General features: G+C 66.6%; 25 protein-coding genes and 1 tRNA gene. 10 read left to right on the top strand and 16 right to left on the bottom strand.

The window, feature by feature from the left end; genetic code table 11:
* Positions 1-831 (top strand): prenyltransferase, encoded by an 831-nt coding sequence (locus tag HSRCO_RS01900; protein WP_396266438.1) that lies wholly within the window; start codon positions 1-3, stop codon positions 829-831.
* The gene (cruF, locus tag HSRCO_RS01895) at positions 824-1,705 is read left to right on the top strand and encodes a bisanhydrobacterioruberin hydratase (protein WP_259518702.1); all 882 of its coding nucleotides are present in this window, start codon (positions 824-826) and stop codon (positions 1,703-1,705) included. Before HSRCO_RS01900 ends, cruF begins: the two co-directional genes overlap by 8 nt.
* Before the next feature lie 35 nt (positions 1,706-1,740).
* On the opposite strand, the gene HSRCO_RS01890 is transcribed toward cruF, so the two are convergent.
* The 5 genes from HSRCO_RS01890 to citZ all read right to left on the bottom strand — a co-directional run bounded on the left by HSRCO_RS01890 (position 1,741) and on the right by citZ (position 5,062).
* Positions 1,741-1,822, bottom strand: a tRNA-Ser gene (locus HSRCO_RS01890).
* 27 nt (positions 1,823-1,849) lie between these two features.
* A complete protein-coding gene (locus tag HSRCO_RS01885; protein WP_259518701.1) occupies positions 1,850-2,053 on the bottom strand; it encodes a hypothetical protein in 204 nt (67 codons plus the stop codon).
* Between the two features lie 4 nt (positions 2,054-2,057).
* Positions 2,058-2,441, bottom strand: coding sequence for a Rid family detoxifying hydrolase (locus HSRCO_RS01880; protein ID WP_259518700.1), 384 nt, complete (start codon positions 2,439-2,441; stop codon positions 2,058-2,060).
* A 39-nt stretch (positions 2,442-2,480) separates the two neighbouring features.
* Positions 2,481-3,692 carry a threonine ammonia-lyase gene (gene ilvA, locus HSRCO_RS01875; protein ID WP_259518699.1) on the bottom strand — a complete coding sequence of 404 codons (1,212 nt, stop codon included), beginning with the start codon at positions 3,690-3,692 and terminating at the stop codon, positions 2,481-2,483.
* Between the two features lie 218 nt (positions 3,693-3,910).
* Positions 3,911-5,062, bottom strand: coding sequence for a citrate synthase (gene citZ, locus HSRCO_RS01870; RefSeq protein WP_259518698.1), 1,152 nt, complete (start codon positions 5,060-5,062; stop codon positions 3,911-3,913).
* Positions 5,063-5,300: 238 nt separating this feature from the next.
* Between citZ and HSRCO_RS01865 the strand changes: the two genes are divergently transcribed.
* From HSRCO_RS01865 to HSRCO_RS01850, 4 genes are read left to right on the top strand one after another with little or no spacing between them, the layout of a single operon-like run.
* Positions 5,301-6,458 carry a citrate/2-methylcitrate synthase gene (locus HSRCO_RS01865; protein ID WP_259518697.1) on the top strand — a complete coding sequence of 386 codons (1,158 nt, stop codon included), beginning with the start codon at positions 5,301-5,303 and terminating at the stop codon, positions 6,456-6,458.
* 60 nt (positions 6,459-6,518) lie between these two features.
* On the top strand, positions 6,519-7,730 hold the full coding sequence (locus tag HSRCO_RS01860; RefSeq protein WP_259518696.1) for a potassium channel family protein: 1,212 nt from the start codon (positions 6,519-6,521) through the stop codon (positions 7,728-7,730).
* 58 nt (positions 7,731-7,788) lie between these two features.
* Positions 7,789-8,745 carry a succinylglutamate desuccinylase/aspartoacylase family protein gene (locus HSRCO_RS01855; RefSeq protein ID WP_259518695.1) on the top strand — a complete coding sequence of 319 codons (957 nt, stop codon included), beginning with the start codon at positions 7,789-7,791 and terminating at the stop codon, positions 8,743-8,745.
* Positions 8,745-9,827 carry a pyridoxal-phosphate dependent enzyme gene (locus tag HSRCO_RS01850; RefSeq protein WP_259518694.1) on the top strand — a complete coding sequence of 361 codons (1,083 nt, stop codon included), beginning with the start codon at positions 8,745-8,747 and terminating at the stop codon, positions 9,825-9,827. Before HSRCO_RS01855 ends, HSRCO_RS01850 begins: the two co-directional genes overlap by 1 nt.
* 12 nt (positions 9,828-9,839) lie before the next feature.
* On the opposite strand, the gene HSRCO_RS01845 is transcribed toward HSRCO_RS01850, so the two are convergent.
* Both HSRCO_RS01845 and HSRCO_RS01840 read right to left on the bottom strand, forming a co-directional pair.
* Positions 9,840-11,099: a tRNA(Ile)(2)-agmatinylcytidine synthase gene (locus HSRCO_RS01845; RefSeq protein WP_396266406.1), complete on the bottom strand. Its 1,260-nt coding sequence runs from the start codon at positions 11,097-11,099 to the stop codon at positions 9,840-9,842.
* A gap of 252 nt (positions 11,100-11,351) precedes the next feature.
* Positions 11,352-12,221, bottom strand: coding sequence for a ZIP family metal transporter (locus HSRCO_RS01840; protein ID WP_259518693.1), 870 nt, complete (start codon positions 12,219-12,221; stop codon positions 11,352-11,354).
* Between the two features lie 236 nt (positions 12,222-12,457).
* On the opposite strand from HSRCO_RS01840, the gene HSRCO_RS01835 reads away from it, so the two are divergent.
* On the top strand, positions 12,458-13,420 hold the full coding sequence (locus HSRCO_RS01835; RefSeq protein ID WP_259518692.1) for a transcriptional regulator: 963 nt from the start codon (positions 12,458-12,460) through the stop codon (positions 13,418-13,420).
* Here HSRCO_RS01835 and HSRCO_RS01830 read toward each other — a convergent pair.
* The 5 genes from HSRCO_RS01830 to HSRCO_RS01810 all read right to left on the bottom strand — a co-directional run bounded on the left by HSRCO_RS01830 (position 13,417) and on the right by HSRCO_RS01810 (position 17,224).
* The gene (locus tag HSRCO_RS01830; protein ID WP_259518691.1) at positions 13,417-13,668 is read right to left on the bottom strand and encodes a glutathione S-transferase N-terminal domain-containing protein; all 252 of its coding nucleotides are present in this window, start codon (positions 13,666-13,668) and stop codon (positions 13,417-13,419) included. The two genes, HSRCO_RS01835 and HSRCO_RS01830, sit on opposite strands and share 4 nt — an antisense overlap.
* A gap of 71 nt (positions 13,669-13,739) precedes the next feature.
* The gene (locus HSRCO_RS01825) at positions 13,740-15,185 is read right to left on the bottom strand and encodes an NCS2 family permease (protein WP_259518690.1); all 1,446 of its coding nucleotides are present in this window, start codon (positions 15,183-15,185) and stop codon (positions 13,740-13,742) included.
* Between the two features lie 102 nt (positions 15,186-15,287).
* On the bottom strand, positions 15,288-16,001 hold the full coding sequence (locus HSRCO_RS01820) for a phosphoribosyltransferase family protein (RefSeq protein WP_259518689.1): 714 nt from the start codon (positions 15,999-16,001) through the stop codon (positions 15,288-15,290).
* Positions 16,002-16,105: 104 nt separating this feature from the next.
* The gene (pyrE, locus tag HSRCO_RS01815) at positions 16,106-16,633 is read right to left on the bottom strand and encodes an orotate phosphoribosyltransferase (protein ID WP_259518688.1); all 528 of its coding nucleotides are present in this window, start codon (positions 16,631-16,633) and stop codon (positions 16,106-16,108) included.
* Positions 16,634-16,678: 45 nt separating this feature from the next.
* Positions 16,679-17,224: a CDP-2,3-bis-(O-geranylgeranyl)-sn-glycerol synthase gene (locus HSRCO_RS01810; protein WP_259518687.1), complete on the bottom strand. Its 546-nt coding sequence runs from the start codon at positions 17,222-17,224 to the stop codon at positions 16,679-16,681.
* A gap of 104 nt (positions 17,225-17,328) precedes the next feature.
* Here HSRCO_RS01810 and HSRCO_RS01805 point away from each other — a divergent pair, with 104 nt between their 5' ends.
* A complete protein-coding gene (locus HSRCO_RS01805) occupies positions 17,329-17,916 on the top strand; it encodes a DUF502 domain-containing protein (protein WP_259518686.1) in 588 nt (195 codons plus the stop codon).
* Here the strand turns inward: HSRCO_RS01805 and HSRCO_RS01800 are convergent, their stop codons facing one another.
* Positions 17,917-18,846, bottom strand: a complete 930-nt coding sequence (locus tag HSRCO_RS01800) for a branched-chain amino acid transaminase (protein WP_259518685.1) — start codon at positions 18,844-18,846, stop codon at positions 17,917-17,919.
* A 161-nt stretch (positions 18,847-19,007) separates the two neighbouring features.
* Between HSRCO_RS01800 and HSRCO_RS01795 the strand changes: the two genes are divergently transcribed.
* Positions 19,008-19,430, top strand: coding sequence for an OsmC family protein (locus HSRCO_RS01795; protein WP_259518684.1), 423 nt, complete (start codon positions 19,008-19,010; stop codon positions 19,428-19,430).
* A gap of 11 nt (positions 19,431-19,441) precedes the next feature.
* Here HSRCO_RS01795 and ribB read toward each other — a convergent pair whose 3' ends face one another.
* The 3 genes from ribB to twy1 all read right to left on the bottom strand — a co-directional run bounded on the left by ribB (position 19,442) and on the right by twy1 (position 21,830).
* On the bottom strand, positions 19,442-20,113 hold the full coding sequence (ribB, locus tag HSRCO_RS01790) for a 3,4-dihydroxy-2-butanone-4-phosphate synthase (protein ID WP_259518683.1): 672 nt from the start codon (positions 20,111-20,113) through the stop codon (positions 19,442-19,444).
* The gene (locus tag HSRCO_RS01785) at positions 20,097-20,804 is read right to left on the bottom strand and encodes a CTP-dependent riboflavin kinase (RefSeq protein ID WP_259518682.1); all 708 of its coding nucleotides are present in this window, start codon (positions 20,802-20,804) and stop codon (positions 20,097-20,099) included. Before HSRCO_RS01785 ends, ribB begins: the two co-directional genes overlap by 17 nt.
* An 81-nt stretch (positions 20,805-20,885) precedes the next feature.
* Positions 20,886-21,830 (bottom strand): 4-demethylwyosine synthase TYW1, encoded by a 945-nt coding sequence (gene twy1 / locus HSRCO_RS01780; protein WP_259518681.1) that lies wholly within the window; start codon positions 21,828-21,830, stop codon positions 20,886-20,888.
* A 135-nt stretch (positions 21,831-21,965) separates the two neighbouring features.
* Between twy1 and HSRCO_RS01775 the strand changes: the two genes are divergently transcribed.
* On the top strand, positions 21,966-22,397 hold the full coding sequence (locus HSRCO_RS01775; protein ID WP_259518680.1) for a universal stress protein: 432 nt from the start codon (positions 21,966-21,968) through the stop codon (positions 22,395-22,397).
* Positions 22,398-22,432: the final 35 nt, after the last annotated feature.

The following is a 22,432-nucleotide window of genomic DNA, read 5'->3' as shown; positions in this document are numbered from 1 at the left end:
GTGCCCGCCGGCTACCTCCTCAGACAGTCCCGCCCCCGCTTCTGGCTGTACCTCGCCGGTCCCGTGCTGGTGGGGCTGGCGTTTGGCGCCGACCGCCCGACCGACCTCCTCGCCATCCTCCCGGTCGCCCTGTTCGCGTACTTCCTCGTCCCCGCGAACGTCTTCCTGTACGGCGTCAACGACGTCTTCGACCGGGAGATCGACCGGCGGAATCCGAAGAAAGCGGACCGGGAGGTTCGCTACGAGGGCGAACGGGCGACCGTGATCGCAGTGCTCGCCAGTCTGGCGCTCGGGCTCGCACTCCTCTCGCTCGTCCCGCGGCCCGCCGCGCCGTGGATCGCGGGCTTTCTGGTGCTCGGCGCCGCCTACAGCGTGCCCCCGGTTCGGTTGAAGGTGCGGCCGCCACTCGATTCGGTCTCCAACGGCCTCTACATCCTTCCCGGCGGCGCGGCCTACGCCGCCATCGCAGGCAGTCAGCCACCGCTGCTCGCGGTCGTCGGGGGATGGCTCTGGGCCATGGCGATGCACACCTTCTCCGCGGTCCCCGACGTCGAACCCGACCGGCAGGGCGGTATTCGAACGACCGCGACCGTGCTGGGCGAACGCGGTGCCCTCCTGTACTGCGTCTTTACGTGGGGACTCGCCGCCGTCGCCTTCGGCGCGCTGGACTGGCGGGCGGGAGCGTTGCTGGCCGTCTATCCGATGGTCGCGCTGTGGGTCGCCGGTCGTGACGTCGACGTCGGCACCGCGTACTGGTACTTCCCCGCGATCAACACGGTCGTCGGCGGGCTGCTGACCGCGGCAGGACTGTGGAGGCTCGCCTATGCGTGAGGGCCGTCGGCGCGACCTGGATGGGGATCGTCGGCACGAACTGGAAGACAGATTCGACGATTTCGTCCGGCGGAATCGGTTCACCATCGCGGTCACCTTCCCCGTCGTCGGTGTCGTCCTGCTCGTCGCGAGTGCCGAGGGCGTGATTCCCGAACCGTACGCCTACCAGCCCATGTTGCTCCTCTTCGGGACCGCCGTCATGCGGCTCCCGCTCGTGGCGGCCATCGTCCCGCTCCTCGACCGCCGCGCGAGTGTCATGGTGGGTGGGCTCATGGGCTACGCCTACGCCATCGAGTTCGTCGGCATCACGACTGGCTGGCCGTACGGCGAGTTCGCCTACCAGATCTCTCTCGGGCCGATGGTCGGCGGCATCCCCATCGGTCTCCCGGTCTTTTTCATCCCCCTCGTGGTCAACGCCTACCTGCTGACCGTGCTGTTGCTGGGCCCTCGTGCGGAGTCGCGGTTCGTCCGGTTGCCCGCCACCCTCGCGACGATCATGGTCATCGACCTGGTCCTGGACCCCGGGGCGGTCGCGCTGCAGTTCTGGTCGTTCGGCGGTGGCGCGTTCTACGGCGTCCCGTTCTCGAACTACGCCGGCTGGCTCCTCAGCGGAACGGTCGCCGTATTCGCGCTGGACGCGGCCTTCGCCCGGACCGAGCTGCTGGATCGACTCGAGACCACCGAGTTCGCCCTCGACGACATGGTGAGTTTCGTCCTGCTCTGGGGCGGCGTCAACGTCTTCTACGGCAACTGGTTCTCGGCGGCGCTGGCGGTCGCGCTCCTCGGCGGCCTCGTCGCCACGGATCGCTTCGACGTGGTCTTCCAGGGGACCGCCACCGCAGAGCGCGTGGAGAAGTGGGTGCGGCGGGGCTAGGCGAGGTGCTCGTCACAGATGAGTCGTCGAAGAAGCGCCGGGACTGGGATTTGAACCCAGAACCCCGAAAGGGGACACGCTTTCCAGGCGTGCGCTTTGCCATTCGGCCATCCCGGCCCATTCCATCGTACCCGTGTCCGGCGTTTAAACCCTTCTCTTCCCGGCCAGCCACGACTCGAGCAGCGCGCTACCGACGGCGGCACCGATCCAGACGATCACGGCGACTGCCAGCAGGGACAACAGGGACGGGCCCCGGTCCCAGAGGAGTCGATACCCCTGTGCCAGGACGAGAAACGAGAGTGCGCCGACGAGTCCCCAGAGGACGTGTTCTCGTCGTCGCCCGGTCATCGGTTTAGTCGCGCTGGGCCGCGATGGCCTCTATCTCGACGTCGACACCCTTCGGGAGGGCACCGACCTGCACCGCACTGCGGGCGGGCGGGTTGTCCCTGAAGTACTCGCCGTAGGCATCGTTCATGACGTCGAAGTCCTCGATATCGGCGAGATAGACGGTCACCTTCAGGACGTCCTGCATGTTCAGGCCCTCCGCCTCGAGGATTGCCTTGATATTCTCCAGACTCTGCCGGGTCTGGACGTCGACGCCCTCGTCGTCGAGCAGGTCGCCGTCGGGGGTGAGAGGGATCTGCCCGGCGGTGAAGAGAAGCGACCCGTCCGTGGTCGCCTGGCTGTACGCCCCGACGGCGGCGGGGGCCTCGGCCGAGTCGATGACGCGTTTCATGTACGACCGTTCGGACGGTCCCCACTTAAGTACTCGTCACTACACCAGGACCTCGACGTCGAAGCCCTCCCCCCGCAGTCGCTCGAGAAGGCCTTCGACGTGATCGTCGCCGCGGGTCTCGAGGTCGATCTCGACCTCCGTGTCGCTCATCGCGATGTCGCGGCTGGTCCGGTCGTGCTGGATGGCGTAGATGTTCGCCCGCTCGTCGGCGAGGACGTCGAGGACCTGCCGGAGCGACCCCGGCCGGTCCTTGATCACGGTCCGGATCTTGAGATAGCGGCCCTGGTCGACCAACCCACGCATGATGACCGTCGTGAGCATGTTCATGTCGATGTTGCCACCGCTCAGAACCGGGACGATCACTTCCTCCGCTTCGTAATCGAATTTCTCCTCGAGGAGGGCGGCGAGAGGCACCGCGCCGGCCCCCTCCACGAGGGTCTTGCCGCGCTCGAGCAGCAGGGTGACCGCGAAAGCGATCTCGTCGTCGGAGACGGTCACGACCTCGTCGACGCGCTCCTGGATGATCGGGAAGGTCAGCTCGCCGACCGCCCGGGTGGCGATGCCGTCCGCGATGGTGTTCACCGCGTCCAGTTCGTGGACGGTGCCCTTCTCGAGCGACGTCGCCACCGAAGAGGCCCCCGCTGCCTGGACACCGACGACGCGGATCTCGCGGTCGGCAGCCTCGAGCGCCGTCGCGATACCCGAGATGAGACCGCCGCCACCGATGGGGACGACCACGGTGTCGACCGATGGGAGGTCCGCGAGAATCTCGAGGCCGATGGTCCCCTGCCCGGCCATGACGTACTCGTCGTCGAAGGCGTGGACGTAGGTCCGACGTTCCTCGGCCGCTATCTCGTGGGCCTTCGCCTGGGCGTCGTTGTAGTCCTCGCCGTGGAGCACGACCTCGGCACCGTAACTCCGCGTGGCGGCGACCTTCGCGTGAGGGGCGTGCTCGGGCATGACCACCTTCGCATCCACGTCGCTGCGGGTTGCCGCGAGCGCCACTCCCTGCGCGTGGTTACCGGCGCTCGCGGTGACCACGCCAGCGTCCTGTTCGGCGGTCGAGAGCGTCCGGATGCGATTGGCCGCTCCACGGATCTTGAACGACCCCGTCCGCTGGAACGTCTCGAGTTTGGCGTGGACGTCGGCACCGGTCAGTGCCGAGAGTGTATGCGAGTGATCGAGTGGCGTGTGCCTCGCGACCGCACTGACGCGTTCGCGTGCCTCGAGGACGTCCTGCACTGCGAGCATGCCCACCGGTTGGCGATACCGATTGTTAACGATTTGTTTCTCGAAAGGGGGGAGAAATGGGATGGGGGAACGGGGTACAGATGGGGGAAGGGGGATGTACCCAGCGTGTGACCCGCATGTGGAGTGACACGGGGATGGATAGTAAAACCGACGAAAGCGCAGTGAAAGTGAAAGTATAGCGCTGAATCGCCGATACGGCGGCCCGAGGGACTGTCCCCCTATCGATCGTCGATGGGGACGAACTCCTCGGACGTGGACCCGACGTAGCGGGCCCGCGGTCGGATGAGTCGGTTGTCCTCCTGGTACTCGAGGATGTGCCCGATCCAGCCGCCGGCGCGACTCATCGCGAAGATGGGGGTGTACATGTCGATCGGGATGCCGAGCTGGTAGTACACCGATCCGGAGTAGAAGTCGACGTTCGGGGCGATGTCCTTCTCGGGGAGGCCGATTTCCTCCGTGAGGTACGTCTCGATGGTCGTGGTGTACTCGTACCACTTGCGCTCGCCCGAACTCTCGCTCAGGTCGTCGAGTTTGGACTGGAGGATCTTCGCTCGCGGGTCCTTGACGTTGTAGACGCGGTGGCCCCACCCGGGAATGCGTCGCCCCTGGTCGATGGCGTCGACGACCCAGTCACGCGGGTCCATGTGGCTCTCGTCGATCTCCATCAGGGTCTCCATCACGTCCTGGTTGGCACCGCCGTGCAGTGGGCCCGAGAGCGCGCCGATACCGCCGGTTACCGCGCTGTAGACGTCGGCCAGCGTACTGGAGATGACCATCCCGGTGAACGTGGAGGCGTTGAACCCGTGGTCGGCGTGCAGGATGAGCGCCATGTCGAAGGTCTCGGCGGCCACCGGGTCCGGTTTTTCGCCGGTGAGCATGTACAGGAAGTTGGCCGCGAGCGAGAGGTCCTCGCGTGGCTCGACCGGGTCCTGCCCGTTACGAAGTCGATCGAAGGCCGCGAGCACGGTGGGGATCTTCGCCGTGATACGACGCCCCTTCCGGGTGGCGGCTTCGAGGTCCTCCGGCTCGGCGTCGCCTTCCGGTTCCTCGGTGGAGAGCATCGAGGTCGCCGTCCGGAGGGCGGCCATCGGTTCCTCGTCGGCGGCCGCGAGGGTCTCGAGCGTGTCGTAAATGCCGTCGTCGACGGCGCGCTCGGCAGCCATCGATTCCTCGAACGCCTCGAGTTCCGCGCGCGTCGGAAGCGATCCGTTCCAGAGGAGATACAGGACCTCCTCGTAGCTCGCGCCCTCGGCGAGGTCTTCGATCGAATAGCCGCGGTAGAGTAGCGTCCCCTCGTCCCCGTCGATGTAGCTGAGTTCGGACTCGGCGACGAGCACGCCCTCGAGTCCCTTGTGGAGCTGGTCTGTCATGGTATCTCTTACAACAGTGACCTTCGACGGTTAACGACGTATGCTTTACTACCGGCAGACCCGGCGATCGACGTCCGGTCACGAACCGGGCTGAGAGGCCCGTCTCGGGAGACGAGTGAGCGGTTTCGCGATATCGGTGGTATCGAAAGAACCATTCGTCATCTGTCGTAAAATCCCGGTCGATCCGGCCACGAAACAGTAAGGCTGATACCGGACACTATTCAATAAATAATTTGGTATGACTTCCGAGCAGATTCACAAGGGGCTCGACGGCGTGGTCATCGACGAGTCCGAACTCAGTCGCGTCTTCGGCGACGAGGGCCGCCTCGTCTTCCGCGGGTACGATATCGACGAGATCGCGGAGAACGGCGACTTCGAGGAGACGCTGTACCTGATGTGGTACGGCGAGTTGCCGACCGAATCGGAGTATAGCGCGTTCGCCAGCTCGCTCGCCGAACAGCGTACGGTCCCCGACGAGATCATGGAGATGCTCGCGGACCTGGCGGCCGCCGACCAGCATCCGATGGGCGCGCTCCAGGCCGCCGTGGCGGCCCTCGCCGGCTACGACGACAACGTCGAGGTCGACCCCGAGAACGACCTCGACGGGGTCGTCGAGATGGGCCAATCCATCGCCGCGAAGCTCGCGACCATCACCGCCGCGTACAACCGGCTCCGCGAGGGCAAAGAGCCCGTCGAACCACGCGAGGACCTCTCGCACGCGGCCAACTTCCTCTACATGCTCCACGGCGAGGAACCGGATCAGGCCCACGTCGAGGCGATGGACACCGCCCTCCAGATCCACATGGAACACGGGACCAACGCGTCGACGTTCACGACGCGGGTCATCGCGAGTACTCTCGCGAACCCCTACGAGGCCGTCGCGGGCGGTATCGGGGCGCTCTCGGGCCCGCTGCACGGCGGCGCCAACGAGGACGTCCTCAACATGCTCGGGGAGATCGACGAGAGCGGGGCAGACGTCGGTGACTGGATCGACAGCCGCCTCGACGAGGGTGGTGTCGTCTACGGGTACGGCCACCGCGTCTACAACGTCAAAGACCCCCGTGCGTACATCCTCCAGGAACACGCCGAGACGCTCATCGGCGAGGACGGCGGCGACGACAAGTGGTACAAGCTGGCCCGCGAGGTCGAATCGCACATGGACTCCCTCGGCCTCGAGGAGAAGGGCATCGCGCCCAACGTCGACTTCTTCTCGGGCACCGTCTACAAGCAGATGCAGATCCCGACGGACATCTACACTAACCTGTTCACGATGAGCCGCATCGGCGGCTGGATCGGCCACATCATCGAACAGTACGAGGACAACCGCATCATTCGGCCGCGGGCCCGCTACGTCGGCGACGTCGACAACGACTGGACGCCGCTGGACGCGCGGTGAGGACCGGGCCGCTCGGCTGACGGGGGTACGTTTTTGCTCGCCGGGGGCGAACGGCGAGACATGGCTGGTCGCGTCGAGTACGAACCCGCGAGCGTCAAAGACCTCCTCGCGGAGATGAAAGACACCGCCGAACTCCTCATCGACCTCTCGTATTCGGCGGTGCTCCACCGGAGCGACGCCGTCGCCGAAGAGGTGCTGGCCCTCGAAGAGCGCATGGACGTCCTGCAGTTGCGCGCCCGGATGAGTCTGTTACTCGCGGCGCGCAACCCGGAGGACGCGGAGACGCTCGCGCCCGTCCTGGGGATCATCGGGGCGGCGGAGAAGGTGAGCGACGCGGCAGGCGACATCGCCAAGGTCGTCCTCGAGGACATCGGCGTCCCCGACGACATCCGCTCGGCACTGCCCGAGGCGGTCGAGAGTCTGGTGCGTGGGCAACTCGTCGAATCCTCCGCTTACGCGGACCGCACGCTCGGCGACAGCAACATGGAGACGGAGACCGGCGTCCGCGTGCTCGCCATCCGTCGCGGCGGTGACTGGGTGATGAACCCCGATCAGGCCACCACCCTACGCGCCGGTGACGCCCTCCTGCTCCGAGGCCCCGAAGCTGGTATAGAGACCGTCTACGAGGCTGTCACGGGGAGTTCCTACGAACGCCTCGAACCGCTGGAGCCGAAGGTCGAGGATCTCGAACGGGCCGTCGACTCGCTGGTGTTGATGAAGAACATGAGCGAGCTCGCGGTCGACCTGGCTTACGGCAGCGTTCTCTTTCACAGCACCGACCTCGCCGAAGAGGTCGTCGAGCTCGAAGCCGAGGTCGACGCGTTGAAATCGAGGTTCGAGGCGTGGACGCTGCGGGCCGCCGGTCGCGTCGACGATCCCGTCTCGCTCCGAGGCCTCATGCAGATCGCGACCTCGACGGAGGTTATCAGCGACGCGGCCCTGGAGATCTCCGAGGGCGTCCTCAGGGGACTCGACACCCACGTCGTGGTTCAGGAGGCCGTCGAGGAGTCGGACGAGATCATCGCCCGGACGACGGTCGCCCAGGGGAGCGTCCTCGACGGGACCACGATCGGCGAACGGGCCGTCAAAACCGAGACGGGGATGCGAGTCATCGCAGTCCGGCGGCCGGGAACGGGCGGCGACGAGTGGGTCGTCCAGCCCGGTCCCACGACGGCCCTCGAGGCCGGTGACATCCTCATCGCCAAGGGGACTCGTGCCGGGGCGGATCGACTTCGCGACCTCGCCGGCCGGGACCCCATCCACGACGAATAGGCGGCGAGGCCCGGGACAACCGAATCGCTCAAGGTGATAGCGGCGGCCATCAGACACAATGAGAAGGCTCGGCTCTGCGAGCGCTGCGCCGGGGGAGGTCGACACTGGTCGACTGGTCGTCGGGGAGACCAGAGACGGAGCGGAGTTCGGCCTGCCAGTGGCGGTCGTCAACGGGGACCGTGCGGGGAAGACACTCTACATCCAGGCGGTCAGCGATGGCGACGAACTCAACGGCCTCGGGGTGGTGAGCCGCGTCGTCCCCCAGATCGACCCGGGCGACCTCGCGGGCGAGGTGCTGGTGGTCGGCATCGCGAACTATCACGCCTACCAGGTCGCCGAGCACCGCAACCCCATCGACGACACCAAACTCAACCGGGCCTACCCCGGCGACCCGAACGGGAGCTCCTCGGAACGCATCGCCAGTGCCACCTTCGAGGTGGCGACGGAGGCCGACATCATCCTCGACCTCCACCAGGGCTCGACCTCGCAGATGATCGACGAGGCGCGGGTCCGCTGTGGGCGTCATCACCGACTCCACGACGAGTGCCTCGAACTCGCCCGCACCTTCGGCGCCGGCCACATCCTGGATCAGCGCGGTCCGGAGGGACAACTGGCGCGGGTCGCCCCCGACGAGGGTATCCCGACCATCGACCCGGAACTCGGCGGGACGGTCGGGTGGGACGAGGAGAGCATCGAGACCGGCGTCCAGGGCGTCTTCAACGTCCTCGAACACTACGGATTCCTCGACGGCGATCCCACACCGGGTGTGCAGGTGAGAGCGAGGGATTTCGACCGATACGGCGCTCCGTCGGGCGGGTTGGTCCGCTTCCACGTCGATCTGGGTGCGGGGGTCACCCGCGGCGACGTCCTCTTCGAGATCACCGACGTCTTCGGGTCGCTGAAGGCGCGCATCACGGCGGACCGCGACGGGGTGTTCTGGCGGGCCCGCCGACTCCCGCAGGTCGCGACGGGCGAGTACGTCTGTTCGGTCGGTACCGAGGTGGACTCGGTCTGATGGCCGCCTCGCTCGTCTGCCCAGATTGCGGCGAGACCTACGACGCGGGGCCCGGAGAGCCCTGGCAGTGCACCTGCGGCCACCCACTGGACTTCGCGGAGCGACCGCTCCCCGACGGTCCGCCGGAGACGCTCGGCGTCGCCCGCGGCCTCTGGGCGTTCGAGGACTTCCTGCCGATCGAACCGCACGTCACGCTCGGCGAGGGGTGGACGCCGCTGGCCGACGCACCAGCCTGGGACGCGACGTTCAAACTCGAGTACGTCTTGCCCTCCGGGAGTTTCAAGGACCGGGGCGCGACGGCCACCCTCTCCCGCGCGGTCGAACTCGGCGTCGACCGCGTCGTCGAGGACTCTTCCGGTAACGCAGGGGCCGCCATCGCCCAGTACGCCGCGCGTGCGGGCGTCGAAGCCGACATCTACGTCCCCGCCGGGGCCAAGGAATCGAAACTGAAGGCCATCAGGCGGGTCGGCGCGACGCCGGTCCCCATCGAGGGCACACGGCAGGACGTGACCGACGCCTGCGTCGCCGCCGTCGAGGCGGGTGACGCCTGGTACGCGAGCCACGCCTGGAACCCGGCCTTTTTCGCAGGGACCGCGACGTTCGCCGTCGAACTGGCCGCCCAGCGTGACTGGTCGGTCCCGGACGCGGTCGTCGTCCCCCTCGGGCACGGCACCCTCTTCCTGGGTGCCTACCGGGGCTTCACGGCCCTCCGGGACGCCGGGTGGACTGACTCCGTCCCGCGACTGCTGGGAGTGCAGGCGGCCGGCGTCGCACCCATCGCGGCTGCACTCAATGAGGACGCCGATGGACCGATCAACGACGTGGCGGACGGCATCCAGATCACCGACCCCGTTCGCCAGAAGCAGATCCTCGACGCCGTCGACGACACGGGCGGCGACGCCATCGCCATCGGCGAGGCGGCGACCGAAGCTGCACTGACCGCGCTCCACGAGCGTGGGTTCTACGTCGAGCCGACGAGCGCGATCGCCGTGGCCGGGCTCGAAGCCTACCGAGAGCGGGGCGTCCTGTCGACGGACGACGACGTCGTGGTGCCCCTCACCGGTAGCGGACTGAAGTACTGAGACCGGCGTTGCTCACCGCTCGGGATGTGTCGGCGCGTCGAACCCACCCCTGATCAGTGGTTTCGCGACGTGGCGTCTCGCGACCGGCGGAACCTCGTACCAGCCCGCCTCGAGGTCCCGCGAGACGGGCACTTCGACCCGTCCGGGCGCGCTCGTCCCACAGTCCCGACACCGGTACCCCTGGTCGGCACCGGCACTCTCCATCGACCGGCCACAGGTTGGGCAGGTGGGCGTAGCGAGCGTCGTCTCCTGCAGGTCGCGGACGGCGAACTTCTCGAGTTTGAGCGTCCCGTCGGTCACCTCGCCGACCACCGTCACCCGGTCGCCGACCCGCAGGTCCCGCACCCGGTCCCGGAACCGCTTGGTCGGTTCGAACGCGACACAGGCCAGCCGTTCGTCGCCGTCGCCGACGGCGAAGAAGACGTGGCCACCCGGCCCGGTCTCGGGAGCCTCGACCACGTCCGCGGTGAGTCGGTAGGCCCGACCCTCGGACAGGTCGCCGAGTTTCCCCGGCTGAACGTGGACGTCGGTGCCCTGGTTCGTGACGAAGAGTGCCCGATCGTGAACGGGTTCGGATTCGACCCCGGCAGCCACCCGCGCGAGCGCTACCGGGTCGTCGCCCCGGATGCCGTAGAGGATGGGGCCGGGGGCGTTCGGGACACAGACCGGGGCACCCTCGCCGCGGTCGACGGTATCCCAGGCGCCGGGATACGCCGCGTCCGCGGCCGCGAACAGCGAGTCCACGTCGACGTCCCGGGGCGTCCCCCAGCGGTCGGGGTCGCGATAGGCGATGTACTCGTAGGTCCAATCGTCGAAGGCCGCGTGGGCGCCGACGGCGGCGAGGGCACCGATCTTCCCCCGGCCGACGCCCCACCCCGCACTCCGGTAGTCACGCTCGGCGACGAGTCGGTCGGCGTCCTCGATGGTGTGGAACGTGGAGACGGCGTCGGCCGCGAACGCGACGACCGGTTCGTCGACCGCGGTGGCGACGACGACCCCCGGGTTGGTCCGCTCGTCGTCCGTCTCGGCGGTCTCGTTCACCACGCCGGTGGCGGCGTCGAAGGCGACTGCTGGTGGTGCCGCGGTGTGGATGGCGAGGGCCGCATTGCCCCGGGTCTTGTGCTCGACGGCGGGGTTGAGTCGGACGAGACGGATCTCCGACACCCGGTGGCCCCGTTCGCGGAGGCGGCGGGCGACCAGGCGGGCGGCGTAGGTCGTACACATGCCGCGCTCGCGAGAGTCCGTGTCGTCGATGCCGATGACGGTCTGCACGCTCACCGATAGCGGGCGGACCTACTAAACGGCAGTGTCGCGGTTGCACTGGGCACCGTAACGGATGCGGTGGCGTAGCGCGCAAAGAGAACAATCCGGCTGGCGTGCGAGACAGCGATGCCGTCGTTCGAGAGAGCGGAGCTCGCTGCTGTTCGCGAGAGAGACGTCCCGTCGCGTGGATTTCCGAACGACCGCCACGCCGGTGGGCGCCAGTGCCCGTCAAGCCGGTAGCGTCGGTGGAGCGACCCCCACTCAGCCCATGCTGAGGAACTGCCAGAAGACGAAGATGGCTCCCGCGCCGAGGAAGGTGCTCAGCACGGCGTACTGGCGCAGCCGGTCGGCTTCTGTCGAACACTGGACCGCGCCGTGACCGGTCGCGTCCGCGTGGGAACCGACGTGAGAGCACTCGGGGAGCATGTCGATCCCGACGTGAGCGAAGACACCAGTCGAGACGCCGAAGAAGATGGCCTTGACGATCGGCGAGAGCGTCGGAGTGAGAATCGACAGCGGAATCGCCGAAATCGCGACGGCGGCCGCCGGCAAGAACATCACGCTCACGGGGAGGTTGGCCTGTTTGACTGCCTCCGTCCCGGTGAACCCGGCCGGGAACTTGTGAGCGACGATCCCGTAGCCGAACAGCGCCGTCAGCGAGGGGAGTGCACCGTAGGCCACGCCCATAATGGATCCCGCCGCGAGGGCGTGGAGCGTGAGTTCCGACGTCGCGGCGTTGACCGGGAGCTCGTAGTGGGTGACGAGGTGGCCGAGTTCGTGACCGCCGTAGCCGATCAGGTAGCCGAGGGCGATGGCGAAGCCGCCGTACTCCGGGTGCTGGGTGATCGCTTTCGGGGCGATCAGGGCCGCCGCACTGGCGAGCATCGCGCCGCTCGCGAGACCGTACGCCCAGACCTGTCGGCCCGGGGTGGCGAAGTTGCCCAGCCGGCTGACGAGGACGCCCAGCATCATCGCGATGAAGCCGAAGACGACGATCCCGACGAGTTTGGTGCGACCGTAGGCCAGTCCCAGCGAGATGGCGCCGAGCAGCCCTACAATGCCCAACGCGGCGATACCGTAGGCGAGCCGGGTGCGAGTCCGTGAAACCGGGCGGGCCGTTTCCGTCTCCATCAGCGACCCCCCGTTCGGTGCGATCGTTCCATGGTTGTTTAACAAATTACGCCCTCTAATTAATAACTTTTGCGTCGAAGGCCCGTACCAGGTGACTGAACCGACCGCGGGGTCGATTGGAATATCCGCTCCGGTGCTCGGCGGAACCACTCGACTACCGAAATCGGCAAATCACCCGACAGAAGGCCCCTCGACGGCACAACGCATATATGCCGTGAGTGCTGTATTCAACGTGAATGACGCGTACCGCGCTCATCGAGAACCTCACGGCGATGCTGGAGGATGCGGGTTTCATGGTGAGCGACCGCTGTTCGACGCGTCCCAAGAGCTTCGATATCGCGGCCCGCCGCCGAGAGGACCTGCTCCTGGTCAAAGTGCTTGCCAACGTGGATGCCTTCGACGGCCCGACCGGCCGGGAGATGCGTCGGCTGGGAACCTACCTGGCGGGAACGCCGCTGCTCATCGGTCTCCGCTCACGCGACGAGGACCTCAAGCCCGGCGTCGTCTACTTCAGACACGGTGTCCCGGTGGTCAACCCCGACACGGCCCTCGACCTGTTCGTCCACGGCGTCCCCCCACTCATCTACGCGGCGCCGGGCGGTCTCTACGTCAACATCGACGGCGACGTTCTGGCCGACGAGCGCGAACAGCGTGGCTGGAGTCTTGGCCGTCTCGCGACAGAACTCGGCGTCTCGCGACGGACCGTCTCCAAGTACGAGGACGGCATGAACGCGAGCGTCGAGGTCGCCGCGCAGCTCGAGGACATGTTCGACGGGGGGCTGACCAGTCCCGTCAGCGTCCTCGACGGTGCCGAGGACATCCGCGAGGCGGAGCCGACGCCCGATGACCCAGAGGTGACCCCCGAGGACGAACCGATCGTGGCCGTCCTCACCCGTATCGGCTTCGACGTCCATCCGACCGAACGAGCCCCGTTCAACGCGGTCAGCGAGGACACCCGCCGAGCCGACAACCTGCTCACGGGCCACTCCGCGTTCACCGAGGCGGCGGTCAAGCGGGCCCGGATCATGAGTTCGCTCGGGCACATCACGCGTACGCGTGCGGTCTACTTCGTCGACGACGCGTCTCGCGAATCGATCGACGACACCGCGATCATCGAGCGCGACGAGATAGCGGACGTCGACGACCCCGACGAGTTCCGCGATATGATCGGCGAGCGCAGTCGACCGCCGGACCCCTAGTTCGCTCCGTAGGTTCGCTCGAGAAATTCGACGATATCGTCGCTCTCGGCCATCCCCTCGACGCCGTGTTCCGGATCGACGAGCACGGGGACGCCCTTCTGTCCGCTTACTGCCTCGACCTCGTCGCGGCGGAAGCGAAGTCGCGAGACGGTGTGTTCCTCGTAGTCCAGCCCGAGTTCCTCGAGTTTCCGCTCGACCTTCTCGCAGTACGGACAGCCCGGCTGCACGTAGAGTTCGATACCGGTCATGGGATCGGTTTCGATTCCGCCACGGTTAGTTGCGACGAAACCAGCGCAAACGGCCAGAACGGGCCGGCGGGTCAGATACCGGTCAGCACGCCACCGGTGCGGACGAAGAAGTAGAGCACGAAGGCCGCAGCGAGGATCCACTGGCCGACGTGGACCTCGTCGAACTCGCCGACGGCGGTCTTGACGATCGGATAGGAGATGAGCCCCGCCGCGATACCGTAGGCGATGGAGAAGGTAAAGGGCATCACGAAGATGGTCAGCGCGGCCGGGATGGTGAACGTGATGTCGTCCCACGCGATCTCGGCGACGTTCGAGAGCATGATGATGCCCACGACGACGAGCACGAGGTGGGAGGCGTAGGACGGGACCGCGACCGCGAGGGGGACGACGGCGAGCGTTGCCACGAAGAGGAGCGCGACGACGAGGGCCGTCATGCCGGTGCGCCCGCCCTCTTCGACGCCGGTCGCCGACTCGATGTAGGTCGTCACGGTGGAGGTCCCGAGGATGCCACCGACGGTGGTGCCGACCGCGTCCGCCATTAGGGGCCGCTCGATCTGGGGGAGGTTACCGTCCTCGTCGAGGAATCCGGCGGCCTGTGAGACGCCGGTGAGCGTCCCGGCGGTGTCGAAGAAGTCCACGAAGAAGAACGTGAAGACGATGAGGGCGAAAGAGAACGCCTCGATGTTCTGCAGTCCGGAGACGAACGCACCAGCCAGCGGTGCGATGTTGTAGCTCGCGGCGTCGTAGACGATGGGGGCGTTCGGCGCGAGAGCGACGTCGGCCAGGGTGACCCCCATTGCCTTCAGTGCCTCCGAATCGGCGGGATAGGCCGCGTAACCCATCGCCGAGGCGGCGTACCCGATCAGGGTAGTGACGACGATCCCCAGGATAATCGACCCACGTACCCCACGCGCATACAGCGCCAGGGTCAAAAAGAGGCCGACGACGGAGATGATGGCCACCGGGTCAGACCCGAAGACCGGGCTGAAGGTGACGAACGTCGCCGCATCGCCCGCCACGAGTCGCATCTCCTCCAGACCGATGATGGCGAGGAACAGGCCGATACCCGCCCCGACGGAGAGTTTGACCGGTTCGGGAAACAGTTCGATGATGTACCGGCGGGCGCCGACGGCGGTGAGAGCGATGAAGACGACCCCTTCGACCACGACGGCGGCCAGCGCGGTCTGCCAGGGGATGCCGAGACCCAGGACGACGGTGAACGCGAAGAAGGCGTTCAGTCCAAGTCCCGGCGCCTGGGCGAACGGACGATTGGCGTACAGCGCCATCACCAGCGTCGCCGTCGCGGCGGCGATGATGGTGACGACCGCGATCATCTGGAAGGTGCGTTCCGGGCTGATTCCCTCCGGCTGGATCGCCGCCGAGAGGATGGCGGGATTGACCACAACGATGTAGGACATCGTGAGGAACGTGGTTATCCCCGCGAGGATCTCCGTCCGATGGTTCGTATCGTGCTCGTCGTAACCGAAGTAGTCGGCCAGCGTTTCACTGAATCCCATACACGGTCGAGCATATTATTACGTACCACTTAACCGTTGTTATGCACGTTCCGGCATACATCTGAGAGGAATCGACACCGCTCGCGATCCAGCCCCGTCGGCTTACTCGAGTTCGACCAGGGCCCCGACCGGGGCGTCGGTGAGCGCTTCGGCCCGTTCGATACCGTCACGACCGACGGCGATGAGGGCGAAGACGCCCGCGACCCGCGCCTCGGCCGCCGCGGCGATGTCGAGGAGGAGTTCCTGGGTCTCGCCGGAGCGGATGAGGTCGTCGACGACGAGGACCGTGTCACCAGCTTCGAGCGCGGCGGCCGGGAGGTAGTAGGTGAGTTCGATACCGGAGTCGAGGCGCTGTCTCGCCTCGATGAAGTCCTCGACGGCCGTCTCCTTTGCCTTCTTCGCGTAGGCACACCGGGCGTCGTAGTACCGGGCGAGGGCGGCGGCCAGGGTGATGCCGTCCGTCGCCGCGGTCAATACGACGTCCGGCCGCTCGAAGGCGTACGTCTCGGCCGCGACGGGGGCGACGAGGTCGAGCAGTGACTGATCGAAGACGATGCCGGAGTTGTCGACGTAGCCCTCGTCGTCGAGACGCACACGGTCCCGGATCTCGGTTCGAAGGGTTCCCCCACCGATGTCGCGGACGACCGCCTGGGCCCGGTCGGCGCTCGGGAGGACGTGCCCGTTGACGTAGCGGTTGAGGTCGCCAGCGGGAAGATCGGTCTCCGCCGCGAGTTCGTCGTACGTGCGCGTCTCCTTGAGCGTCCGAAGGACGGAGACCGCCCGCAACTGCAGGGTGGCCTTCTCGGCGCGGTTCATAACGATACACACGATTCCACAACTATGAATATCCCGGAATCGTTCCCAGCGATTCAGAGCACGTCCGTCCACATCCACCGGCCCTCACCCGGACGGTGGACCGGTCAGTCCTCGGCGGCTGCGAGCAGGTCCTCGGCGGTCACCAACGATTCGAGTTCGACGTCGTGCTCGGCGAGTAGCTCGCCGGCACCCTCCTGTCGGTCGACGACCACGATGACGCGTTCGACCACCGCGCCGGCCTCGCGGAGTGCCTCGACGGCGTCGAGGGCGCTCTTGCCAGTGGTAGCGATGTCCTCGAGGACGACGACCGTCTCGCCCTCGTCCAGTCGTCCCTCGATCAGGTTCGCCGTCCCGTAGTCCTTCTTTCGTTTCCTGGCGATGACGTAGGGGTTCCCCGTCGCGACGCTCGTGGCAGCCACGAGGGGGACGGCGCCGAGGGCGACGCCGGCCAGCGTGGTCTCGCCCACCCGCTCGGCGAACGCGTCGGCGATGAGTTCGAGGCAGTGCGGGTCGGTCTCGAAGAGGTACTTGTCGACGTAGTAGTCGCTCGTCCCGCCGTGAGAGAGTTCGAAGGTGCCGTATTCGACGGCATCGGCGTCCCGGAGCGCCTGGATGAGTTCCGCGTCGGCCATGTGCGAGTTGTGGAGAACGCCGAAGATAAACGTTCGTAGATGGACTCACCAGGGCTCGTCTTTGAGTCCGAGCAGGTACGCGATGCCGTTCGTCAGCAGGTGGAGCGCCGGGGTGAGGACCAGGACGGCCACGATGACTGGCACCGTGAAGACCGACACGAACCACGCCGGGGCGGCGAGGGAGGTCGCCAGGAGGGCGACCACGACGAAGTCGAGCTGGTCGACGACGGGGAAGGCAGCACCCCGTTCCCGACCGGTGCGGCGTTTGAGAAAGGAAGCCAGGATATCGCCCAGCATGGCACCCGCCGCGAGCGCCAGCGCGACCGCGGCCGGGAATCGGGGAACGCCGACGCCGAGGGCCCCCGAGACGCTCGGTTCGAGGACGTTCAACACGCCCGCCACCACGAGGCCGGCGGTGACCCCGACGGCCGTTCCCCGCCAGGTCTTCCCGTCGCCCAGCACGCGGCGGCCGTCCCAGGTCCGCCCTCCGTCGATGGGGCGCCCCCCACCGGCGAGGACGGCGGCGTTGTTGGGGATGTAGGCGGGCAGCATCGCCCAGATGGCGACGGCCACCACGGAGAGCACGTTCATGGTTCCCGGTGTGACCGCCCATCGCATAAAGCCGGCCGGTTCGAGACGGGGCGAGTCGGCCGCCGAGAACAAGGCTGATGATACCCCCCGCCCTGACTTCGGACATGGCATCCTGGAAACGGGACCTCGTCTCCGGCCTCGTCGTCCTCCTGCCCATCATGGTGACCCTCTACGTGGTGTGGTGGCTATTCACGAAGCTGGCCGCCATCGCGTTGCTCTCTTCGCTGGTCACGAACCCGGTCGTCGGCGTGCTCCTGACGCTGGCGCTGTTCTTGCTCGTGGTCTTCTCGGTCGGCTACATGATGCGCACGGCGCTCGGTGGACTCGTCGAGGAGCTCATCGACGAAGTGTTCAATCGCTTGCCGGGCCTGCGGATCGTCTACAACGCCTCGAAGATGGCCGTGGAGACGGCGCTGACCGGGACGAGCGACCTCCAGAAACCAGTCAAGGTCACCCTCTGGAACGACATGCGGATGACCGCGTTCAAGACGGGCCAGAAGACACACGACGGTCGCGACGTGCTGTTCTTGCCGACGGCGCCGAACATCACCACCGGGTTCGTCATCGAGGTCGAACCCCACAAGTACGAGGAGACGGGCGAACGCGTCGAGGAAGCGCTGACCCGCGTCCTCAGCGCCGGGTTCGGCGAGACCGAAGAGGTCAATCGACAGGAAGTCTTCGCGGACGACTGATCAGACGTCGGTGAACCACTCGTCGTGATCACCGCGGTGTTCGACCAGGTCGAAGAAGGCCGACTGCAGTTCCTCGGTCACCGGTCCGCGTGACCCGTTGCCGATTTCGACGTTGTCTACCTGCCGGATGGGCGTGACCTCGGCCGCCGAGCCGGTGAAGAAGAGTTCGTCGGCGGTGTTCAACTCGCCCCGACTGATGGCCACGTTGTCGTGGACGGTGTAGCCCCGCTCGCGCGCGAGTTTGATGACGGTGTCCCGGGTGATGCCGTCGAGGATGCTCTCCGAGAGCCCCGGGGTGAATAGCTCGCCGTCGCGGACCAGAAAGAGGTTCTCGCCCGGTCCTTCGGCAACGTTGCCCTCCTTGTTCAAGACGATCGCTTCGACGAAGCCGTTGCGGCGGGCCTCCTCGCCGGCGAGCATGCTGTTGACGTAGAGGCCGGTCGTCTTCGCGTTGGTCGGCACCTGACTGGAGGCGTGTTTGCGCCACGAGGAGACCATCACCTTCACGCCGTTCTCGAGTGCCTCGTCGCCGAGGTAGGCGCCCCACGGCCAGGCGGCGATGGCGGTCTCGGTCGGCACGTCGACCGGACTGACCCCCAGCGAGTGATAGCCGTAGTAGACGATGGGTCGGATGTACGCCGATTCCAGGTCCTCCCGGCGGAGCAACTCGAGGGTCACCTCCGTCAACTCTTCACGCGAGTAGCCGATGTCGAGGTCGTAGGGCTTCGCCGAGGCGAAGAGCCGGTCGAGGTGTTCGTCCCAGCGGAAGATCGCCGTCCCCTCGTCGGTGTCGTAGGCCCGAACCCCTTCGAAGATCCCCGATCCGTAGTGGAGGGCGTGGGTCAACACGTGGGTCGTCGCGTCGTCCCAGTCTTTGAACTCGCCGTTCTGCCAGATCGTCTCGACGTCCATGTCCGCGAATCCAGGCATGATACACGATTGCGCCGGCGACACTATAAAACCATTACAGTTACGTCCCCCGTCGCGGGCCGGCGGTTTGTCCGCCATCGGCCGGGCTCGATACATCCCCAGCGGCAGTACCCACCCCCGTGAATACACTGAAGGTGTCGGAAGACGAACACCAGTCTGCAATGCCACAACGTACAGCAAATGCAGTCTGGAACGGGACGCTCAAACGCGGCGACGGACAGATGGCCTTCGGTAGCGGTGCCTTCGAAGGCGCGTTCTCCTTCGCCTCGCGCTTCGAGGAGGGAGATGGGACGAACCCGGAGGAACTGATCGGCGCCGCCCACGCCGGATGTTTCTCGATGGCCTTCGCCAACGAACTCGACGACGCGGGCTACGACCCGGTTTCCGTGGAGACGGAGGCGACGATCACGCTCTCGATGGAGGACGGACCGCAGATTACCACGAGCCACCTCGAGACGACCGCCGAGGTCGAGGGTATCGACGAGGAGACCTTCCAGGAGATCGCCGAGGGGGCCAAAGAGGGCTGTCCCGTCTCGCAGGCGCTCGCCAGCATCGACATCACGCTCGACGCGACGCTCGTCTGAGAAGAGACGTGTTATTCGAGCGCCGCCACGAGGTCCCGCCCCTCCACGAACGGGATGTCGTACCGGTCGGCGTAGGCCCGTGCGTCCGTCGTCGAGAGCGCCTCGCCCGTCTCGTCGTCGAGCATCTCGCAGACGACGGCGGCGGATTCGCGACTGGCCGCCTCGGCGAGCGCGATGCCCATCTCGGTGTGTCCCTTCCGCCCCGAGAGCCCGTCCCGGGCCGCTCTGAGCACGTGAACGTGGCCGGGCGCGCGGAACGAGGCGGCGAAGTCGGTCGTCTCGGGAGTCGCGGCGGCGTCGCCGAGTCGCGAGATGGTGAGTGCGCGGTCGCTATCCGTGATCCCGGTGTACGTCTCGCGGTGGTTTACCGAGAGGGAAAACGAGGAGCGCTCGTCGTACCCGAGGTGCTCGCTCTCGGCGGCCGGGTGGCCGATCTCGTCCGCCAGGAAGGGCAACTCGAAGGCGTCGGCGACCTCTGGCCCGAGGGCGACACAGACCAGGCCGCCGGCATCGTTTCGCATGGTCGCGACGTCGGTCGGCGTGACCGACCGCGCCGGGTAGACCATGTCGACTTCACCCTCGCGGTCCGCGAAGTCGTGGACGAGGACCGGGTCGCCGGCGGCGAAGGCCGCGACCGCCTCGTCGACGTCGGCGGCCTGTGTCGCCTTACTCGGCGGCGACATGCACGATCACCTCGTCGCCGTCGAGAACGCCCAGTTCCTCGCGCAGGTGCTCGGGCGCGATGAGCTCTACCTGATCGTCGTCATGATGGGTCCGGTCCGGGACGATGACGTGTGCCGGCGACGCCGCCGGCCCGCCGGGGACCTCGATCGTGGCGGCATAACAGTACGCCGGCCCGTAGGTCCGTTCTTCGTCCTCCCAGCCCTCGATGGGGACCGGCTCGAAGGACTCCATCGCCGATCGTTCACGCCGGGACTGGCGTGTCAGGTCGACGTTGAACGTGCCGGGATACGGGTCGTAGCCCAGTTTCTCCTCGAACTGTCGGTTGTAGCCCGGCAGGGAGATGTAGTGGCGGCCCTCGCCCATGCCGGAGGTCACCGTCCCGTGCAGGGCGAGGTCCGCCTGGTCCTCGAAGATGGCACGGTAATCCTCGTACTCGCGTTTGAGGGCCCGTTCGCCGGCGGCAGTGAGCGAGACGAACTGTCCGTCGCTGACGGTCTCGCGTTCGACGAGTTCGGCGTCTTCGAGCGCCTGCAGCCGCCGGGAGGCGGTCTGCGTCGAGACGTCGTGGTGGTCGGCGAGTCGGCTGCACGAGATTTTGATCTCGCCGCGTCTGGCACCCCCGAGGGCCAGACGCTTGAGTACGGCCAGCTCGTCGAAGCCGACCACGCGCGTCCCCGCTTGCGTAGCCATAGTTGTCCATAGCGAGTCGCGGCCCTAAACAGTATCGGATTTGGAACGCATCTCAAATCTGAGATGGTGTCGCCGTGACCCCTACTGACCGGACGGCTTCAGTTCCTCGACCCAGGTGTCCTCGTCTTTCGCCAGCAGTACGACGTTCGAGGGCGAGGATTCGCGTTTGACGTCGTATTCTGGGAGGTACTCGCGTATCCGGTCGGCGAAGGCCGAGACGGCCTCGTGGGTCGGCATCGCGTCGCGGTCGAGACGCGCTCGAGAGTGACCGACGTGCATGTAGGCCTTTAACTCTACGAAATCCGGGTCGGCCCGTTCGTAGAGCGCGGCGTACCCCTCGGGGTCGGTCATGTTCTCCCCGTCGACGAGCGTCGTCCGGATGGTGGTCCGCCCCGCTTTCTCCGAGAGGACGTCGATCGAACGACGGAGGTTCTCCCAGGCATCCGCTTCCATCGCGCCGACGACGTCGTCGAATATCGGCTCGGTCGGTGCGTCCACGCTGAGGTACAGTTGCGTGGGCGCCGCCTCGGCGAGCACGTCGGGCCGGGTCCCGTTGCTCACCAAAAACGTCGTGATCCCCCGGTCGTGGTAGGCCTCGATCAGTTCCGGAAGGTAGGGGTAGAGCGTCGGTTCACCGTCGAGGCTGATGGCCACGTGCTGGGGGTCCATCGCCGCCTCGAAGCGCTCTTCTGGCACGTCGGGGTTCCCGCCGAACCCGGCGAGGATGGTCCGCTGAAGGTCGATCGAGGCGTCGACGACCGCCTCGGGGTCGTCCCACTCGACGCCGTCGAGTTCGTAGGCGTGGCCGCCGTGGTCGCGCCAGCAGAACACGCAACGCTCGTTGCAGCGGACGACCGGCGTCATCTGAATGCACCGGTGAGAGCGGATGCCGTAGAAGGCGTGCTTGTAGCAGGTCCCCTCTCCCCGAAGGGCGTTCTTGGTCCACCCGCAGGTCTGTACCGCGGTGTGGTTCTCGCTGTGGTAGTCGGGGTCCGCGAGTTGACCGCTCCCCGATCCGCTGTCCATACCTTCGGGGACTCGCCGGAAGGCCAAAAGGGATTCGCCAGCGGGGTGGTGTCACGGATTCGCCCGCCGCCACACGATGTCGCCGGGTGGTGGGTGAACATTCATGTGTCAGGCGGACTGATGTTCGGCCGTTCCATGGTCGAAACCATTCTGGTCCCGGTCGACGATTCGGAGATGTCCTGTAACGCACTCGATTACGCTATCTCGGAGTGTGAGGACGCCGAGATCACGGCACTACACGTCCTCGATCGAAAGGAAATCCACACACCCATCGGGATCGAGGCTCCGACCGTCGACAGGGAAGATATCGTCGAAACGTACCGGCAGAAAGCCCGCGTCGTCCTCGAAGATGCCGAGGAGACGGCCGACGAACACGGGGTCGAGATCGAGACCGAGATGGTCGAAGGGGACGTCACCAAATCGATTCTCTCCTACGCAGCGGACAACGACGTCGATCACATCGTGATCGGAAGCCACGGTCGAACCGGCGCCGGCCGGATCCTCCTGGGGAGCGTCGCCGAGTCGGTCACGCGACGCTCGCCCGTCCCGGTGACGGTCGTCCGGTAACGGCACCGCGGGGCGCGGGTCGATGGGGCACAGGG

It is taken from the genome of Halanaeroarchaeum sp. HSR-CO (assembly GCF_024972755.1).
Lineage (GTDB): Archaea > Halobacteriota > Halobacteria > Halobacteriales > Halobacteriaceae > Halanaeroarchaeum.
Note: the sequence above shows the minus strand (reverse complement) of the source record. Positions and strands in the feature narration are given on the sequence as shown.

What these genes read in the sequence shown, in the direction of transcription:
- cruF (WP_259518702.1), top strand. Translation starts at nt 824, where the DNA reads ATGCGTGAGGGCCGTCGGCGCGACCTGGATGGGGATCGTCGGCACGAA.
- HSRCO_RS01885 (WP_259518701.1), bottom strand. Translation starts at nt 2,053, where the DNA reads ATGACCGGGCGACGACGAGAACACGTCCTCTGGGGACTCGTCGGCGCA.
- HSRCO_RS01880 (WP_259518700.1), bottom strand. Translation starts at nt 2,441, where the DNA reads ATGAAACGCGTCATCGACTCGGCCGAGGCCCCCGCCGCCGTCGGGGCG.
- ilvA (WP_259518699.1), bottom strand. Translation starts at nt 3,692, where the DNA reads ATGCTCGCAGTGCAGGACGTCCTCGAGGCACGCGAACGCGTCAGTGCG.
- citZ (WP_259518698.1), bottom strand. Translation starts at nt 5,062, where the DNA reads ATGACAGACCAGCTCCACAAGGGACTCGAGGGCGTGCTCGTCGCCGAG.
- HSRCO_RS01865 (WP_259518697.1), top strand. Translation starts at nt 5,301, where the DNA reads ATGACTTCCGAGCAGATTCACAAGGGGCTCGACGGCGTGGTCATCGAC.
- HSRCO_RS01860 (WP_259518696.1), top strand. Translation starts at nt 6,519, where the DNA reads ATGGCTGGTCGCGTCGAGTACGAACCCGCGAGCGTCAAAGACCTCCTC.
- HSRCO_RS01855 (WP_259518695.1), top strand. Translation starts at nt 7,789, where the DNA reads ATGAGAAGGCTCGGCTCTGCGAGCGCTGCGCCGGGGGAGGTCGACACT.
- HSRCO_RS01850 (WP_259518694.1), top strand. Translation starts at nt 8,745, where the DNA reads ATGGCCGCCTCGCTCGTCTGCCCAGATTGCGGCGAGACCTACGACGCG.
- HSRCO_RS01840 (WP_259518693.1), bottom strand. Translation starts at nt 12,221, where the DNA reads ATGGAGACGGAAACGGCCCGCCCGGTTTCACGGACTCGCACCCGGCTC.
- HSRCO_RS01835 (WP_259518692.1), top strand. Translation starts at nt 12,458, where the DNA reads ATGACGCGTACCGCGCTCATCGAGAACCTCACGGCGATGCTGGAGGAT.
- HSRCO_RS01830 (WP_259518691.1), bottom strand. Translation starts at nt 13,668, where the DNA reads ATGACCGGTATCGAACTCTACGTGCAGCCGGGCTGTCCGTACTGCGAG.
- HSRCO_RS01825 (WP_259518690.1), bottom strand. Translation starts at nt 15,185, where the DNA reads ATGGGATTCAGTGAAACGCTGGCCGACTACTTCGGTTACGACGAGCAC.
- HSRCO_RS01820 (WP_259518689.1), bottom strand. Translation starts at nt 16,001, where the DNA reads ATGAACCGCGCCGAGAAGGCCACCCTGCAGTTGCGGGCGGTCTCCGTC.
- pyrE (WP_259518688.1), bottom strand. Translation starts at nt 16,633, where the DNA reads ATGGCCGACGCGGAACTCATCCAGGCGCTCCGGGACGCCGATGCCGTC.
- HSRCO_RS01810 (WP_259518687.1), bottom strand. Translation starts at nt 17,224, where the DNA reads ATGAACGTGCTCTCCGTGGTGGCCGTCGCCATCTGGGCGATGCTGCCC.
- HSRCO_RS01805 (WP_259518686.1), top strand. Translation starts at nt 17,329, where the DNA reads ATGGCATCCTGGAAACGGGACCTCGTCTCCGGCCTCGTCGTCCTCCTG.
- HSRCO_RS01800 (WP_259518685.1), bottom strand. Translation starts at nt 18,846, where the DNA reads ATGCCTGGATTCGCGGACATGGACGTCGAGACGATCTGGCAGAACGGC.
- HSRCO_RS01795 (WP_259518684.1), top strand. Translation starts at nt 19,008, where the DNA reads ATGCCACAACGTACAGCAAATGCAGTCTGGAACGGGACGCTCAAACGC.
- ribB (WP_259518683.1), bottom strand. Translation starts at nt 20,113, where the DNA reads ATGTCGCCGCCGAGTAAGGCGACACAGGCCGCCGACGTCGACGAGGCG.
- HSRCO_RS01785 (WP_259518682.1), bottom strand. Translation starts at nt 20,804, where the DNA reads ATGGCTACGCAAGCGGGGACGCGCGTGGTCGGCTTCGACGAGCTGGCC.
- twy1 (WP_259518681.1), bottom strand. Translation starts at nt 21,830, where the DNA reads ATGGACAGCGGATCGGGGAGCGGTCAACTCGCGGACCCCGACTACCAC.
- HSRCO_RS01775 (WP_259518680.1), top strand. Translation starts at nt 21,966, where the DNA reads ATGGTCGAAACCATTCTGGTCCCGGTCGACGATTCGGAGATGTCCTGT.